The sequence below is a fragment of the Hyphococcus lacteus genome (assembly GCF_041058985.1).
GTDB classification, from domain to species: Bacteria; Pseudomonadota; Alphaproteobacteria; order Caulobacterales; family Parvularculaceae; genus Hyphococcus; species Hyphococcus lacteus.
Window position 1 is genome coordinate 61,431 of record NZ_JBEHZE010000001.1, and the last position, 14,572, is coordinate 76,002.

Sequence of the window (14,572 nt, forward strand, 5' to 3'; positions counted from 1 at the left end):
AATCAATTAGGAAACGACGATGAACAATTCCGATGTGCGCCTCGTTGCCACCGGCCTTTACACCCCGCCCAACTCTATTTCCAACGAAGAGCTTGTGTCGGCGTTCAATGCTTATGTTGATAAATTCAATGCCGAAAACAGCACTGCAATCGAAGCTGGCACAACAGCGCCATTGCAAAAATCTTCAGCCGAATTCATCGAAAAAGCATCTGGTATCAAATCACGTCACGTGATGGATAAGGACGGCATTCTCGATATTTCGCGTATGGCACCCTTCATCAAAGCGCGCCCCAATGATGAATTATCCGTTTTGGCAGAAATGGCATTTAATGCCGCAAAAGAAGCTCTGCGTAACGCGGACCTTTCAGCGGCCGATATCGATGGTGTCATTTGCGCCGCTTCCAATTTGCAACGCGGATATCCGGCTGTAGCAGTCGAAATTCAAGACGCGCTGGGGATTGAGGGTTTTGCATTCGACATGAATGTCGCATGTGCGTCAGCAACATTTGGTATTGAAACGGGCCTTGGTTTAATTCGTGCTGGTGCCCGGCGCATCTTGATGGTCAATCCAGAAATATGCTCCGCGCATTTGAATTTCCGGGATCGCGATAGCCACTTCATTTTTGGCGACGTGTGCACAGCCGTCATATTAGAGCGCGCAGACGGCCCCGCCCCCGGCGAAGCATGGGAAATCATTGGCACACGGCTTAAAACACAGTTTTCCAGCAATATTCGTAACAATTTCGGTTTTCTGAACCACTGCGAACGCGAAACCGGCGAAGATGCCGATCAACAACGAGACCCGTTTACGGACAAGCTATTCAAGCAAGAAGGCCGTAAGGTATTCAAAGAAGTTGTCCCAATGGTGAGCGCACTGATTAACGAACATCTTGGCGAAACCGGCGTTGCACCCGATCAGATAAAGCGGTTCTGGCTGCATCAAGCGAACCTTTCCATGAATGAATTTATTGCCCGCAAGGTCTTAGGTCGAGACGCCACGCGCGAAGAAGCACCCGTCGTCCTTGATGAATACGCCAATACATCTTCGGCAGGATCAATCATCGCCTTTCATAAGCATCGCGCTGACTTCTCTACTGGCGAAATCGGGGTGATTTGTGGTTTCGGCGCTGGTTACTCGGCTGGCTCGGTAATTGTGCGCAAGATTGCTTAACCCGGAGCCTTCACAATTCATGTGAGAGTGCTAAGGCGTGACAGCAATTAAGGCTGACAACGAAAGACCAAGAGCTATGACCAACCATTTGCATAAAGGTGATCTACCCGAAGGACTCGATCTCGGCCCAGTCGTCGCTGTTGATAGCGAAACGATGGGGCTGATCCCCTACCGTGATCCCTTATGTTTGGTTCAGCTCTCTGCGGGTGATGGTGATACCCATCTGGTCCAGCTAGATCGAAATACCTATGACGCCCCACGGCTAAAGGCGCTGTTGAGCGACACGAATACCCTCAAGATTTTCCATTTCGCCCGATTTGACGTGGCAGCATTTCAACAATGGTTAGGGGTGGTGACAACGCCCGTATATTGCACCAAAATCGCGTCAAAGCTCTGCCGTACATATACCGACCGTCATGGACTGAAGGATGTGACGCGCGAACTTGCTGGCGTGGATCTTTCAAAACAACAGCAATCATCTGATTGGGGCGCAGAAACCCTTTCGGCCGCCCAGATCGAATATGCGGCTTCGGATGTCCTACATCTCCATCTTTTGCGCGAAAAGTTGAACGAAATGCTGGCCAGAGAGGGCAGGACAGCCCTCGCCCAAGCCTGTTTTGACTTTCTTCCCATACGATCGGCGCTCGATATAGCCGGATGGCCCGAAACTGACATTTTCGCCCATTCTTGAGTGGTGCCTGAAGGCAACTCGCGAAAAATCCTCAAAAATCGACCTAATTCGATGAAATTTGTGCCTATTGCTTCCCTCTCGCGGACGCGCGACTATATGGAAAGAGATACCGGTATGACATTATCCGGCCCTCTTAACTGTCTGGAAAATTAGGGAAACGACGCCGGGCATGAATAGCACCGCCACTGATCAGAACAAAGTTAGCGCGTCGGCCGAACCAGCGCCAAAACGCCGTGTTCTGGACACACTACCCATGCAGGCCCGGACCACCGGTGATCAGGCCGCTGCCCGTTCCCGTCTCGTCCGCCGCCTTAGGGTCATTCTCCCGATAATGGCACTGGTTCTTGTGGCGGCGTTTTTCTTTAATACTCAATCCAACTCCGTCGATGAAGCCTTTCTCAAAGACTTTGAGGATGTCGCCTCTTTTGCGGTAGACAAGCAAATGCTGAGCCCATCATTCGCAGGCACGGATAGCAGCGGTAAACCATTCGAGATCAGTGCGGATACTGCCTATCAGCACACAACGCAGAAAGACGTTGTTGAACTTGAACGCCCCAAAGCCGTCCAGGGCAAAGATGCGGAGACAACCATAGTCACCGCCGACAAAGGCCTCTACCAGACAGATGCGAAAGTTTTGGAGTTGCGCGACAGCGTTACACTCCAACATGACGTTGGGGACGACACCTATATATTCCGCTCGCCAGCCGCGACAGTTTCAATCGACGACGAAATTGTCTCCAGCGATGCCGGCGTCGGTGGAAGCGGGCCAGATGGTCGAGCACTCAAAGCAGACCGCATGAAAGCCTATAACGGCGAAGGCCGGGTAGTATTGGAGGGGAATGTTCACATGCGCATCTATCCCAAAAGCACGACGACACTTAAAAATGATAGTGACAGCGCCAACTCCGCACCGGCGCTAAAAGATGTAGACATAGAGACGCCGCAATGACCCTAAAACAATGGATTAGCCCCGCCCTTTTATTCGTCTTTTTTATGACGACGAGTGCTCAGGCTCAGTTGATTTCCAACGACAGCAAAGAGCCTGTGGATATCACGGGCGATACGGCTGAATTTCAAGACAATGTAGCGGTCTGGACTGGCAATGTCCGGGTTGTTCAAGGCGAAGCAATTTTAACTACAAAACGGCTTGAAGCACAGCTTTCAGAGGACGGACAGTTCGAGACAATCACGGCAATCGGACTTGTGCGGTATTCTAACGGAAAAGAAGCGATTACCGGTGAACGTGCGGTCTTTAATGACGTTGCGCGCACGATAACGATTACGGAAAATGTGATTGTCACCCAGGGCAAGCAAGTTATGTCGGCAGGAAAAATCACGTATTGGGTCGACACTGGTAAGATTTTGTTTACCCCAGAGGCCGGAAAGCGCATTCGCGGGCTTTTCTTCACAGGCGAGCAAGACGAACAGATCTAATTGATAAATTTTTAACTTTCACCGAACGTTAAAGAGAGACGCGCTTAATGAGCGAGAATATGCAAACAACCGCAGAAACACAGCCAGTGGCCAAGGAGTCGACGCAACTCAAACCTAAGATCATTGAGGGCGGCGGATCTTTATCGGCCGAAAATCTGGGCAAATCGTTCAAACGCCGCCCCGTTGTGCGCGGTGTGTCCATGAGCGTGAAGCGCGGCGAAGTTGTTGGCCTGCTTGGTCCAAATGGTGCTGGTAAAACAACCTGCTTTTACATGATTACCGGACTTATCCCCGCTGACCGTGGCCGTATCTCTATCGACGGAAATGACGTTACCAGCTTGCCGATGTATCAGCGCGCCCGCCTTGGCGTTGGATACCTACCGCAGGAAGCGTCGATTTTCCGTGGCCTTACAGTCGAACAGAACCTGCGCGCTGTGGTCGAATTGGTCGAGCGAAACAAAGACAAACAACAAGCGATCATTGATGATCTGTTGAACGAATTTCACATCACCCACCTACGCGGCGCACCTGCGATTGCGCTTTCTGGTGGTGAGCGTCGCCGGGTGGAAATCGCCCGTGCACTTGCGACTGCACCGTCCTTTATGCTCCTCGACGAGCCTTTCGCCGGAATCGACCCACTCGCGATCGGTGAAATCCGTGAATTGGTTAAGCATCTTAAGGAACGTGGCCTTGGAGTGCTCATTACAGACCATAATGTACGAGAAACACTCGATATTATTGATCGTGCATACATTATTCACGAAGGCGAGGTATTACTCGAAGGTGCGCCGGGCGATATCGTCGGCGATAAGGATGTTCGCCGGGTTTATCTGGGTGATCGTTTTCAGATGTAGGACGAAAGGTTAAGGGGGCATCGTGGCGTTAGGCCCAAGGTTAGAGTTCAGACAGTCACAGCAACTGGTAATGACGCCGCAATTGCAGCAGGCGATCAAACTCTTGCAGCTATCGAACCTTGAACTTACCGAGTATGTCGAAGAACAGCTCGAACAGAACCCTTTTCTCGAACGCGATGAATCTCCGGCCGACGGCCCTGCCGAACGACGTGGGGAGCGCGAACAGTCGGCTGAGAAACCAACAGAGACAGCAGGCGTAGACCAAACCAATTCGAAAGAAGCCCGCGAATCCCTTGATGTCGAATATGATGACGTTGATCCGGGCGCGTCAGGCAGTGATGCTGCCTATAGTGATTATCAGCCTAACGATTGGGCCTCCTCCTCTGGTGGTGGCGGAAGCTTTGAAGGTGACGACCGCGAGTTTGGCTCAAACCTAAAAAAAGAAATTTCACTCGCCGAACATCTAACCGAACAGCTCCATGTCGCTACCCGTGACCCGATGGAACTTTTGATTGGTGCCTATCTTATCGATAATATCGACGAAGCTGGTTATCTGCGCGAAGACTTTGATATCGCTGCAGACCGCCTCGGTGCAGAATTAAAGGACGTAGAGAAAACGCACCGGATGATCACATCATTTGACCCATCTGGCGTAGGCGCGCGTGATCTAAAGGAATGTCTCAAACTCCAGCTTATTGACGCTAACCGTTATGATCCCTCGATGCAGGCTTTTGTTGAGAATATTGAATTGCTCGCGCGCAATGATCTAAAAGGTTTGATTAATGCGACGCAAGCGGACGAAGAAGACGTCCGGGATATGATCGCAGAAATTCGCGCGCTAACACCCAAGCCAGGCTATGCCTATGGCGGCGGCGTGGTGCAAACAGTTGCCCCAGACGTTTTCGTTACAAAGTCTCAGGATGGTGGTTGGAAAGTTGAGCTTAATAGCGAAACTTTACCGCGCGTTTTGGTCAATCAGCGTTATTACACTGACGTCAAAACGGTGAACGGCACAGGCGAAGAAGATAAGACTTATATTGCCGAACAATTTGCCAGCGCTAATTGGCTTGCGAAAAGTCTTCACCAAAGAGCCCAAACCATACTCAAAGTGTCGAGTGAAATTGTACGTCAGCAAGATGCGTTTCTCGCCTATGGGGTTAAACATTTGCGGCCGCTCAATCTAAAGATTGTTGCAGATGCAATTGAGATGCACGAATCAACAATTTCGCGCGTCACTTCAAATAAATATATCGCCACCCCGCGCGGATTATTTGAACTGAAATACTTCTTTACAGCGTCCATTGCTTCGTCAAGCGGAGGTGAAGCACATTCAGCAGAAGCCGTCCGCCATCGGATTCGAGAGATGATTGAAGCCGAAACCAAAGATACAGTGCTCTCCGATGACAAAATTGTGGAAATCTTGTCAGCCGAAGGCATAGAAATCGCCCGTAGAACAGTAGCCAAGTATCGGGAAACGTTACATATTCCATCGTCGGTTCAGCGCCGTCGGGCAATGCTACAAACGGCAATATAACCCTTTAAACGGGGCCACCGACCACAATATGATGACTATGGAGCGGTCGTTTTAACGACTGCCATTTTCAGGAGGTCCAATGGACATTCAGGTCACCGGCAAGAACATGGATCTGGGCGACGCCCTTCAGACCCATGTTTCAGACAAACTCGCCGATAGCGTACGTAAATACTTTGATCGCGGCGCAGAAGCGTCCGTAACATTCACGAAAGAGCGACATCTCGTGGAGTGCGATTTGACGGCCCACCTCGCGTCTGGGGTATTCTTGGCCGCTCATGGCGAAGGCGGCGACGCCTATGGCGCATTCGACGCGAGTGTAGAAAAGCTCGAAAAGCGTATCCGGCGGTATAAGCGCCGACTTAAAAACCACCATGCCAACGGCAAAGAGCCATTACCGGCCGAAAACGCGTCATATTTCCTCCTACAGCCCCTTGGCGAGGAAACGGACGACGATTCCGTTGACGATGACCACAACCCTGTCGTGGTCGCTGAGAGCCAGACTCCGCTGCGAGAAATGACTGTGGGCGCAGCTGTGATGCAGCTCGACATCGCAGAACAACCAGCAGTTGTCTTTAAAAATGCTGCTCACGGCCGAATCAACGTCGTATACCGGCGCCGAGACGGTAACATCGGATGGGTTGATCCCACCGCCTCATAGGTCTATTGGCGTGCGGCCCGACATCGGATCTCAGAATTATGGGATTTTTGCCGGGCCCACGACAAGGTTAAGGACAAACCTGAGCCAAGTGGTACAACAAATGCTATACGCGTTAGTGAAATGAGTAAGTGTGAGTGTCATGGGACTTGAAGATCTGCTCAGCCCAGAGGGCGTCGTCCACAATCTCCGAGCTAAGTGTAAACGTGATGCCCTACAGGCGCTCGCGGATCAGGCCAGTGTCATCATTAACCGTCCTGCGTCTGACATTATGGCAACGTTGTTGGAACGCGAGCAATTAGGTTCTACCGGCGTTGGCGATGGCGTCGCGATTCCCCACGGGAAAATGGATGATCTCAAAAAGATTGTTGGCGTACTGGCCCGCGTAGAGACACCTGTCACATTCGATTCCGTTGATGATCAACCGGTCGATTTGGTGTTCATGCTTTTGGCTCCAGCGAACGCGACAGCTGCGCACCTAAAAGCACTTGCCAAGGTTTCCCGCCTATTGCGCGATCCAGAAGCACGCGATGCACTACGCGGTGCTGAGTCGGCCGAAGCCTTGTTTGCCATTGCCACATCTGACCGCAAACATCACGCAGCCTGATTAATTTCTGATTTTTTGAATTGCTATTGTACGCAGCGTTTAATGAACGCTGACCGGATTCATTTCGTATTGTCGTGCGGCTGCAAAAGCGAGCTCGCGACTCCCCACAAGGGCGATCCGTTCGCCGCTCGATGAATGAACAGAGTAAAGCGTCTCGTCGTCTTCAACCTCAATAGCCAACTCGCCTTCTTCGTCTATCAATTCATCAAGAACATCCCGAGCTATTACAGTGCGAATATAGACAAGCTTGCGCCCGCCAAGTTCCGCAAAGTCGCGTGCGGACAAAGGAATGCTTTGCCCTTCTGTCGCCATCGCTCCGTTCTTCATAATCGCCATCGTTTCTCACTTCCTTCGTCAGCAGCGATATTGTTTTCGTCCTTGATCTGCCGAGTTGTGATCCACACCATCTTGCCGGAAAACTGGCTAGCAAAATGTGAACGCAAACCACATAACTCGAAGATATTTTTCAACACCTTAAACACCAAGAATTGGTTTCCGTTCGATTAAGGTATTTTCTTCTGCTGACCGAATTACATGTGTGGCTATATTATATCGTTTCAATAGCAGTATTTTCCACACTCGCGATTGTGAATTTTCAGCGACAGGTGGGCAAACTATTGAATTTTCGAAGTAATTTAAAGAATCGGTTCGTTATTCAAGATCGCTGAAAACACCGTTACATCGACATTTCCACCCGAAAGGACAATCGCGGTGGTTTTCCCCCGCCCGTCAAATTTACCCGACAATATGGCTGCTAGTGCTGCCGCGCCGCCAGGCTCAACAACCAGCTTGAGATGTTGATAGGCGAAAATCATCGCTTCACGGATGTCTTTTTCCGACACGGTGACACCGCCACGGACCAGCCGTTCCATAATTGGCAGGGTCAACTTCCCAGGTTGTGGCGTCGCAATAGCATCGCAAATGGTCCGCTTAGTGACATCTGCAATGTGGGGCTTACCATCGCGAATGGTCGCCCATGCTTCATCATAGAACTCAGGCTCCGAAATCCAGACTTCGGTCTCCGGTGAAACAGCCTCAAGTGCGAGCGCACTCCCTGCTGTCAGGCCACCGCCACCGCAACAGATGATGAAACTATCAAGATCAATGTCTTTTTTCAGCGCGTCTTGAAATGTCTCAAGGGCCATTGTGCCCTGCCCTTCGATCGTGTGGGGATGATCAAAAGGTGGCGCGACTGCCAATCCGTATTTTTCGACAATTGGCCTCGCGACTTCTTCGCGGTCTTCAGAGTAACGATCATATGTAACAATGTTTGCACCAAGTGCCCGAACATTGTCTGCTTTCATTTTGGGCGCATCCGCCGGCATCACGATTGTAGCGTGGGTGCCAAGTAGCTTCGCGGCAAAAGATATTCCTTGCGCATGATTTCCTGATGACCAAGCCAAGACACCTCGGCTGCGTTCATCATCAGATAGCTGCGAGATCAAATTATAGGCACCACGAAATTTGAATGACCCGTAATGCTGAAGCACTTCTGCTTTGACAATCACGCGCCCGCCAACCGCTGCGTTCAACGCTTCATTTTCGATAATGGGCGTGCGAACCGCTTTTCCGTTAAGGCGCTCTGCTGCGCGCATAACCCCGTCAGCGGTAATCAATTTGAAATCGTCTGTTTTCGTCAGCATCGCTCAACCTTAATCCACAAAGCATTTGTGACCAGAGATACTGCTCACGCCAAGACCTTTTTGTGGCAAAGCCAAGAAAAATTTAGGCGTTCATCAACTGACCAGCAAAAACCAGCAACAAAACTCCGAAAATCACACGGTAAATCACGAAGGGCGTGAAGCTCATGCGCTGGGTCAACCGCATCAAGAAAGCGATAGAAGCGAACGCGCAAACAAACGAAAGAACTGCAACAATAAGCGCACTAACCACATCAGCGCCCGCGCCCTCCTGAAGGATTTTAATGCCCGCGAAAAAACCAAGTGCGAGAATTGTCGGTATGGCAAGCAGCATCGAGAACCGCGCCGCTTCGGGCCGTGACAGGCCAAGATAACGGCCCATGGTCATCGTTATCCCTGACCGTGAAACACCGGGAATAAGCGCTACCATTTGCGCAACCCCGATAGAGATCGCATCGCGCCACGTGATCTGATCAAGCCCCTCACGCGAACCTTTTGATCGATCCCCATGCCACAACAGAAGGCCAAAAATGATGCTGGTAAACCCAATAACGACCGGTGAACGAAGCATGTCAGAGATACCAAAAGCCACAAAAACACCCGCCAACATCAATGTCGGAATGGTGGCGGCAGCGATAAAGAGAAAGAGCTTTCGATCATCACTCGGATGAAACCGCAGCGTATCAACACCACCGCGAAAAAGCTTGGCCGTCTCCGCTCGAAAATAAAGCAGCACTGCCACCAGCGACCCAACATGGGCCGCGATATCAATCAGTGCCCCCTGATCTTGCCAACCATTTACAGCGAGCGGTGCGAGAATTAAATGCGCGGAAGAGGAAATCGGAAGGAACTCCGTGATCCCCTGAATGATGGCGAGAACGACAAGTTGGATTAATGTCATATGCCGCTCTTAAACGGATTTGCGAAATAAGTAAGTTGATAAATGCATCAACGGAGGTGGCGATTATATAGCAGTCTCTAAAATCAGGGAAAAAACTTTTCCCGGCCTGTTATCCATTGGCCGAAAGAAGCTCCGGATTTTCATTCGCATCAATCAAACCTATTTCCGCAAGCTTGCTTGCGATCGCGAATTTATCAAATGGCTTTAGAATGTGATGGTTCGCACCAGCCGCTTTCGCGAGGGTAAATTGCTGTTGGTCATTTTCGGTCGCGCACAAGATAATTTCTGGTTTTGGTTCAGCCTCGAGCACCGCAGCGCCACGCAGAAAATCTAGCGCACCCATGGACGGTAAATCCCAATCGAGGAAAACCGCTTCGGGATTAGCGTCACGGCAAAACTCCATAGCTTCAGCAGCATTGGAAACGCCTTTTGTCTCTAGGCCAAGATCTTCAATGATCCGAATGGCAATTTCGCGAATGACATCAGAGTCATCAATAACGAGGCAGGTTTTTTTGGCGCTCATGAATTGGGTCCGTTCAAGCTGTAACTCAAACCCAATTCTGCCCCTTTGGCGTTAGCGCATTGTTAATGCATCACCGCGATTGCCTGATATTTTCTCATCGTCAGCTCTTGAAGGCGGCCTTAAAGGTCACGGCTTCTTCTGTGCGCGCAACTTTGACCGAACCGCCAACAGAAGTCACCAACTGAGATGCAATCAACGCCGGCGTATTTTTTGGCGTCAGATCAGATGCATCGCCGCTAAGAACTTTGACAAGATCATCGTTGAGCAAAACTTTTTTGCCTGTCGCAACAATGGTGAAACTCTCAATATCACCCGAGATCGAGACAGTGCCCCCGCGCGGAACACAATCGGCCGCCGCATAGGCCAATACCAACAGAACTTTGACATTCTCTTTTGCCGCAAGACCAGTGCCGATCCCCCATTCGAGATCGGGCTTGGTGATTTCAAATAAACCTTCGAGCGCTTTTTTTGCATCTTCAAGGCTGATCTGAGCGCCAAAACCACCAGCCGCGCCATAGGCCAAACGGGCATAAGAAAGTAGTGCAATCGCTTTTTGCGCGCCGGCACGGATCAAATCCATAGCCGCTTCATGCATCGCGCCTTCCATGGCTGGGTCATCAAGAACCTCTAGCCCAGAGCTAAGCGCCCCCACCGGATTAATTAGGTCGTGGCAAACCCGCGAGGACAGCAATGCTGAAAGCGCGAGCGCATCAGGGCCTTCATCGTCGGGCGGTGTAAGATCGAGGGCTTCGGACATGGATAAGGGACTCTTGTTGCTAAGAGTCTCTTATCCACGATTCGCGCGCGCTTGGCCCGCGTTAAATCGGTTTCTGACTAAAGCTTTACCCAGCCGCCGGATTGCTTGCGAATGCATTGACCAGAAGTCGCGCTATTCATCAGTTTTTCCGCCGTTAGCGCGGCGGTGACTTCGATTGTCACACCATTGCGCCGGGCAAGGTCCGCATAAACCGTTTTGCGTTGCTGATTGATGTCTCGCACCTCACGGCGTAATTGATCACTTGCGTTCGCACCAGAGACGACACCGAGATAACCATCGGCCTGTTCACCGATCACACAGTTATTCTTGGCGTTTTCAACAAGCGCGCTGGCCGCAGACGCAGGCGTTACGAAGGCACCCATCATGGTGCCAGCGGCAATCAGACCCATCAGATATTTTTTCATCGAGTTTTCCATACCGGCTATCCCCCTAAAATATGTCCGGATTTTGTGAAATCAAATCCTCGATCTCACGATCGAGTTTTACGCGCACTTCTTGATCAATCTTGACGTTTAAATTGACCACGATTGGCTCATTCTCGTCACCTTTTAAGGTAACAGTCGTGCAGGCCATGAGGGTTGCTGCGATTACCGGCGCAAATACCGCCAGTCTTAAATACTCTGCCTTGATCATCCTTGATCACCCTCCGCCGGTGAATCCATCGCTTTACGCATGGATCTATCCAATTGATTGTCATTTTGAAACTCGGGACTAGGGTTACCATACCCCGCCCGTTAGGCAAAAAATAGGCGGAATTGCGCACATCACCGATAAAACCCGCCTTATTCTACCCGCTGTAACCCCTGTTCAATCTGAAGTTGGAAGCTGCGCGAAAGATTGGCTTGCTGTAAAAGCTCTAGTAACGCCGCATCCAAACTAATGGTGTATTTGACCGGCACCCGGCCTTTGGCGTTGTCCATATTGACCTCACCCGTGCCCTCAAAAAACATCTGAAAATCGAGACGCCCATCAAGCGCGCCATTCACCCGAACTTCGAGAGAGCTATAACGAAGATCACGGAGGATATCGAAGGCGATTTTCGCATTCCCTCCTGCGCTTGCTGCTTGTTCCGCAGCTTCACCTTGATAGCGAATAGCGCCCGGCCCGGCAGACTTCAAAAAGCCATTCTCAATTCGCGCTTTGCCGTCTTCAAACACAACCGGCAGCACACCATTCATAGTGCCCTCGCCGGAAAGGCCATTAATTTCTACATATTCAAAAATCTGCGCCAACTCGACTCTGTCTGCACGCAGAGGAATTTGCGCTTCACCGGTGAGCGATGCCACCGCATCATAAACCCCGATAACGCCGCCAAACCAAGGGAACTCTGCTTTTGGAATAACAATAGTGTCGTCGCCCGGAACATTAAAACTGATAATGCCGTCGGTTAATTTAAGTGCGTCCATATCGACCACGTCAACGGTAACGGTTTGTGTCCCGTCAGTGGTCACCGGCATTAAGTTGGTTAGCGCCAAATTGCCATTAAAGCCCGTGGTACGCGTCACGGCCCGCGTGGGCCCACCAAACGAGATATTCTTAAAGCTGAAACCCGCACTCGACGTGATACCGCTTTCATTCCATCCGAAAACCATCTCACCGCCCATCTCACCGACGGCGGCATCAACAAAACCCTTAAGCAGTGGTGACAACTCATTGGGCTGTACGCCACCCTGGATGAACTTAAGTCCCTCGAACGAAAAAACAGTCTCGCCGCTGGCCTGCTGCATGTTTTGGGTGCCGCGCCCTGTGCCTAATTGGTCACCTGACGGTGTCGATAACACATAGTCAAATGTCGCATCATTGCCGACGATACGCGCCGTGGCCGTTGCAATAACCGGCGCGATCACGGGCGCTTCGCCATGTTGCGCAATACGGAGATTGTCGACGATCGCATCAATTTTCATCTCTTCGGCATCGAGCACAAATTCAAAACCGCCATCAACCGCTGACATATCAAGAACGTCATTAAGGGTCATATCGCCGTCGGAAATTTTACCAATTATGCGCGTAACATCTTCGACCAAGTGATAGTCTGCATCGAACGCAATGACCGGCGGCTTACCCGAAGCTTTGGTTTGACCGATCCGGAAACTGGCATCCCGTGCGGATAAATTTCCGTTTAGGGTGCTTGTCACTTGTTCTGACCAGTTCACACTCATCAACCGGCCCTCGCGATTGCAAAGCTCTAAACCACTTAACCGGGCTTCTAAATCCTGCTCTGCTAAAAATGCGTGGGTACGTGCGAGGGCAAGACATTCGCTTTTGTTCACTATGGTCGCGTGCTTAGCCGCCGTGTTCGCTGCAATTTCAAACCCGCCCGTAAACGGGGTGTCGTCAATGGTCAGTCGGCCAATGGTCAGTTTTTTCAAACCGGATTTCAGGTTGATATCTGCAAGAATGTTTTCACCCTCTGAGCGAGCGGCAATATCAACCCGGGAGCCATTGAGCGATAGCGCGGGCGATTGATAAGCATCAATATTAATGGGCGCTGCAAGTCGCCAATTTCCGTCAATATACTCTGCGTCCGCCGCACCATTGGCGTTTACACCGCTGCCGGAAATCGCGAATTGAAACGACGTTGCATCCCGCGCCTCTCCATGGGCCAGAAATGGTGCGCTGCCTTGGGGACTGACGACCAACTTCGTGCCCTTGTCGGTTTCAACGGTCAGCGGCGGTTCATCATCGGCAAAAAGTATTTTGATGCCGTCTTGATTAAACGTCACGTCAAAAGCGCCACTGATCGCGCCACCAGTAACAGAGCCGCCCAGTAAGGCCTGCATCGCCGGTGTGCTTAGGGGCGCAAAAATCTCCGCTTGTTCAATGTTGATATTCGGTGCCTTAACATTGATCCGTGCCGCGCCCGTCAGTTTTTCCCGCGCGCCGTTTGCTGCGTCGCGCCATGATGCGCCCTTGCCATCAACACCCAAAGATAAGGCATGAACCGTCGCACCTTGGTAATCAATATCGCCGGTGAACTGCCCTTTCGCAGAAATATCTCCGTTGTCGGACAAAATAAGATTAAACGCCGTTTCGCCATCGCTTATCGTCATATCGCCGAAGCGCAGCATGTTGCTCAGAACTTCAAGTTTTGCGACGCCGCCGGTTCGCTGGTCATATTCAGCGGAGATATTACCCGCCGCTTGTCCTTCAGGGGCGTCGATAGAAATCTCAACATCGGAAAGGGTCAGGGTTTCAAATGGCAATGCCACCCCGCGCGCGCCGCCGCCCTCACCCAAAGTAATACCGGGCAGTGAAATGCGCCCCTGTTGGTCAATGTCGATCCGAACCAAGCCGGGTCCGACACGGACATTCTTTACCGAGCGTTCTGACAGTAATTGCCGCCAGTGATAGTCGCTGTTGATCTGGGCAAACCGAATGCCCTCGCCGCCAATGGGGCCAGCGGAGAGATTTTCTATGCGGATCGCATCAAGTGTTAACGCAGTGACCTGACCTTGCGGGTTTTCAAGCCCGGCCTGTGCCATCCCTTGACGCAGTGCCCAACTGGCGACGGGCTTGCGCAATAAATACAGCGCAGCCAATAAGATGGCCAACAGCAGAACGACAATCGCCAAAAAGCGCGCCACACGCATGATATTACCTGTATCCCTCAAACTCGACCGCCGCTTTTCTCTATTGATTAATGACATTTTCGTCTAATGAGCATTGCGACAAACCAAGCATGCCGAAAATTGAGGCGTTTGGCGAGGCGTGCAAAAATATGGCAATAGAGGGTGACGGCTCTTTCAAACGGTCCCAAAACCCCGCGAAACATTTGGCGAAAGCA

16 protein-coding genes are annotated in these 14,572 nt (G+C 51.2%); 8 read left to right on the plus strand and 8 right to left on the minus strand.

The genetic code is table 11. The annotated features are described in order from the left end of the window. Positions 1 to 19 precede the first annotated feature (19 nt). The 8 genes from ABFZ84_RS00260 (at position 20) to ABFZ84_RS00295 (ending at position 6,946) form a co-directional block, all read left to right on the plus strand. Complete coding sequence (locus ABFZ84_RS00260) at positions 20 to 1,171, plus strand: beta-ketoacyl-ACP synthase III (RefSeq protein ID WP_369311593.1); 1,152 nt, start codon at positions 20 to 22, stop codon at positions 1,169 to 1,171. A gap of 76 nt (positions 1,172 to 1,247) precedes the next feature. Continuing rightward, a complete protein-coding gene (locus tag ABFZ84_RS00265; RefSeq protein WP_369311595.1) occupies positions 1,248 to 1,862 on the plus strand; it encodes a ribonuclease D in 615 nt (204 codons plus the stop codon). Between the two features lie 169 nt (positions 1,863 to 2,031). Continuing rightward, positions 2,032 to 2,811 carry an LPS export ABC transporter periplasmic protein LptC gene (lptC, locus tag ABFZ84_RS00270; protein ID WP_369311597.1) on the plus strand — a complete coding sequence of 260 codons (780 nt, stop codon included), beginning with the start codon at positions 2,032 to 2,034 and terminating at the stop codon, positions 2,809 to 2,811. Continuing rightward, a complete protein-coding gene (locus ABFZ84_RS00275; RefSeq protein WP_369311599.1) occupies positions 2,808 to 3,296 on the plus strand; it encodes an LptA/OstA family protein in 489 nt (162 codons plus the stop codon). The genes lptC and ABFZ84_RS00275 overlap by 4 nt, the downstream gene beginning before the upstream one ends. Before the next feature lie 47 nt (positions 3,297 to 3,343). Continuing rightward, positions 3,344 to 4,150 (plus strand): LPS export ABC transporter ATP-binding protein, encoded by an 807-nt coding sequence (gene lptB / locus ABFZ84_RS00280; protein WP_369311601.1) that lies wholly within the window; start codon positions 3,344 to 3,346, stop codon positions 4,148 to 4,150. Between the two features lie 22 nt (positions 4,151 to 4,172). Further along, the gene (gene rpoN / locus ABFZ84_RS00285; protein ID WP_369311603.1) at positions 4,173 to 5,684 is read left to right on the plus strand and encodes an RNA polymerase factor sigma-54; all 1,512 of its coding nucleotides are present in this window, start codon (positions 4,173 to 4,175) and stop codon (positions 5,682 to 5,684) included. 79 nt (positions 5,685 to 5,763) lie between these two features. Continuing rightward, positions 5,764 to 6,342, plus strand: a complete 579-nt coding sequence (gene hpf, locus ABFZ84_RS00290; RefSeq protein WP_369311605.1) for a ribosome hibernation-promoting factor, HPF/YfiA family — start codon at positions 5,764 to 5,766, stop codon at positions 6,340 to 6,342. Positions 6,343 to 6,481: 139 nt separating this feature from the next. Beyond that, positions 6,482 to 6,946, plus strand: coding sequence for a PTS sugar transporter subunit IIA (locus ABFZ84_RS00295; protein WP_369314523.1), 465 nt, complete (start codon positions 6,482 to 6,484; stop codon positions 6,944 to 6,946). Positions 6,947 to 6,985: 39 nt separating this feature from the next. Here the strand turns inward: ABFZ84_RS00295 and ABFZ84_RS00300 are convergent, their stop codons facing one another. The 8 genes from ABFZ84_RS00300 to ABFZ84_RS00335 all read right to left on the minus strand — a co-directional run bounded on the left by ABFZ84_RS00300 (position 6,986) and on the right by ABFZ84_RS00335 (position 14,399). Then, positions 6,986 to 7,282: a DUF1150 family protein gene (locus ABFZ84_RS00300; protein ID WP_369311607.1), complete on the minus strand. Its 297-nt coding sequence runs from the start codon at positions 7,280 to 7,282 to the stop codon at positions 6,986 to 6,988. Between the two features lie 299 nt (positions 7,283 to 7,581). After that, positions 7,582 to 8,589, minus strand: coding sequence for a threonine ammonia-lyase (locus tag ABFZ84_RS00305; protein WP_369311609.1), 1,008 nt, complete (start codon positions 8,587 to 8,589; stop codon positions 7,582 to 7,584). Between the two features lie 82 nt (positions 8,590 to 8,671). Continuing rightward, entirely contained in the window at positions 8,672 to 9,487 is an 816-nt protein-coding gene (locus ABFZ84_RS00310) for an undecaprenyl-diphosphate phosphatase (protein ID WP_369311611.1), read from the minus strand. Positions 9,488 to 9,596: 109 nt separating this feature from the next. Next, positions 9,597 to 10,010 (minus strand): response regulator, encoded by a 414-nt coding sequence (locus ABFZ84_RS00315; protein ID WP_369311613.1) that lies wholly within the window; start codon positions 10,008 to 10,010, stop codon positions 9,597 to 9,599. A 100-nt stretch (positions 10,011 to 10,110) separates the two neighbouring features. Then, positions 10,111 to 10,767: a histidine phosphotransferase family protein gene (locus tag ABFZ84_RS00320; RefSeq protein ID WP_369311615.1), complete on the minus strand. Its 657-nt coding sequence runs from the start codon at positions 10,765 to 10,767 to the stop codon at positions 10,111 to 10,113. A gap of 77 nt (positions 10,768 to 10,844) precedes the next feature. After that, positions 10,845 to 11,192: a YdbL family protein gene (locus ABFZ84_RS00325; RefSeq protein ID WP_369311617.1), complete on the minus strand. Its 348-nt coding sequence runs from the start codon at positions 11,190 to 11,192 to the stop codon at positions 10,845 to 10,847. A 25-nt stretch (positions 11,193 to 11,217) separates the two neighbouring features. Then, positions 11,218 to 11,421: a YnbE family lipoprotein gene (locus ABFZ84_RS00330; RefSeq protein WP_369311619.1), complete on the minus strand. Its 204-nt coding sequence runs from the start codon at positions 11,419 to 11,421 to the stop codon at positions 11,218 to 11,220. Positions 11,422 to 11,570: 149 nt separating this feature from the next. Then, on the minus strand, positions 11,571 to 14,399 hold the full coding sequence (locus tag ABFZ84_RS00335) for an intermembrane phospholipid transport protein YdbH family protein (RefSeq protein ID WP_369311621.1): 2,829 nt from the start codon (positions 14,397 to 14,399) through the stop codon (positions 11,571 to 11,573). Positions 14,400 to 14,572: the final 173 nt, after the last annotated feature.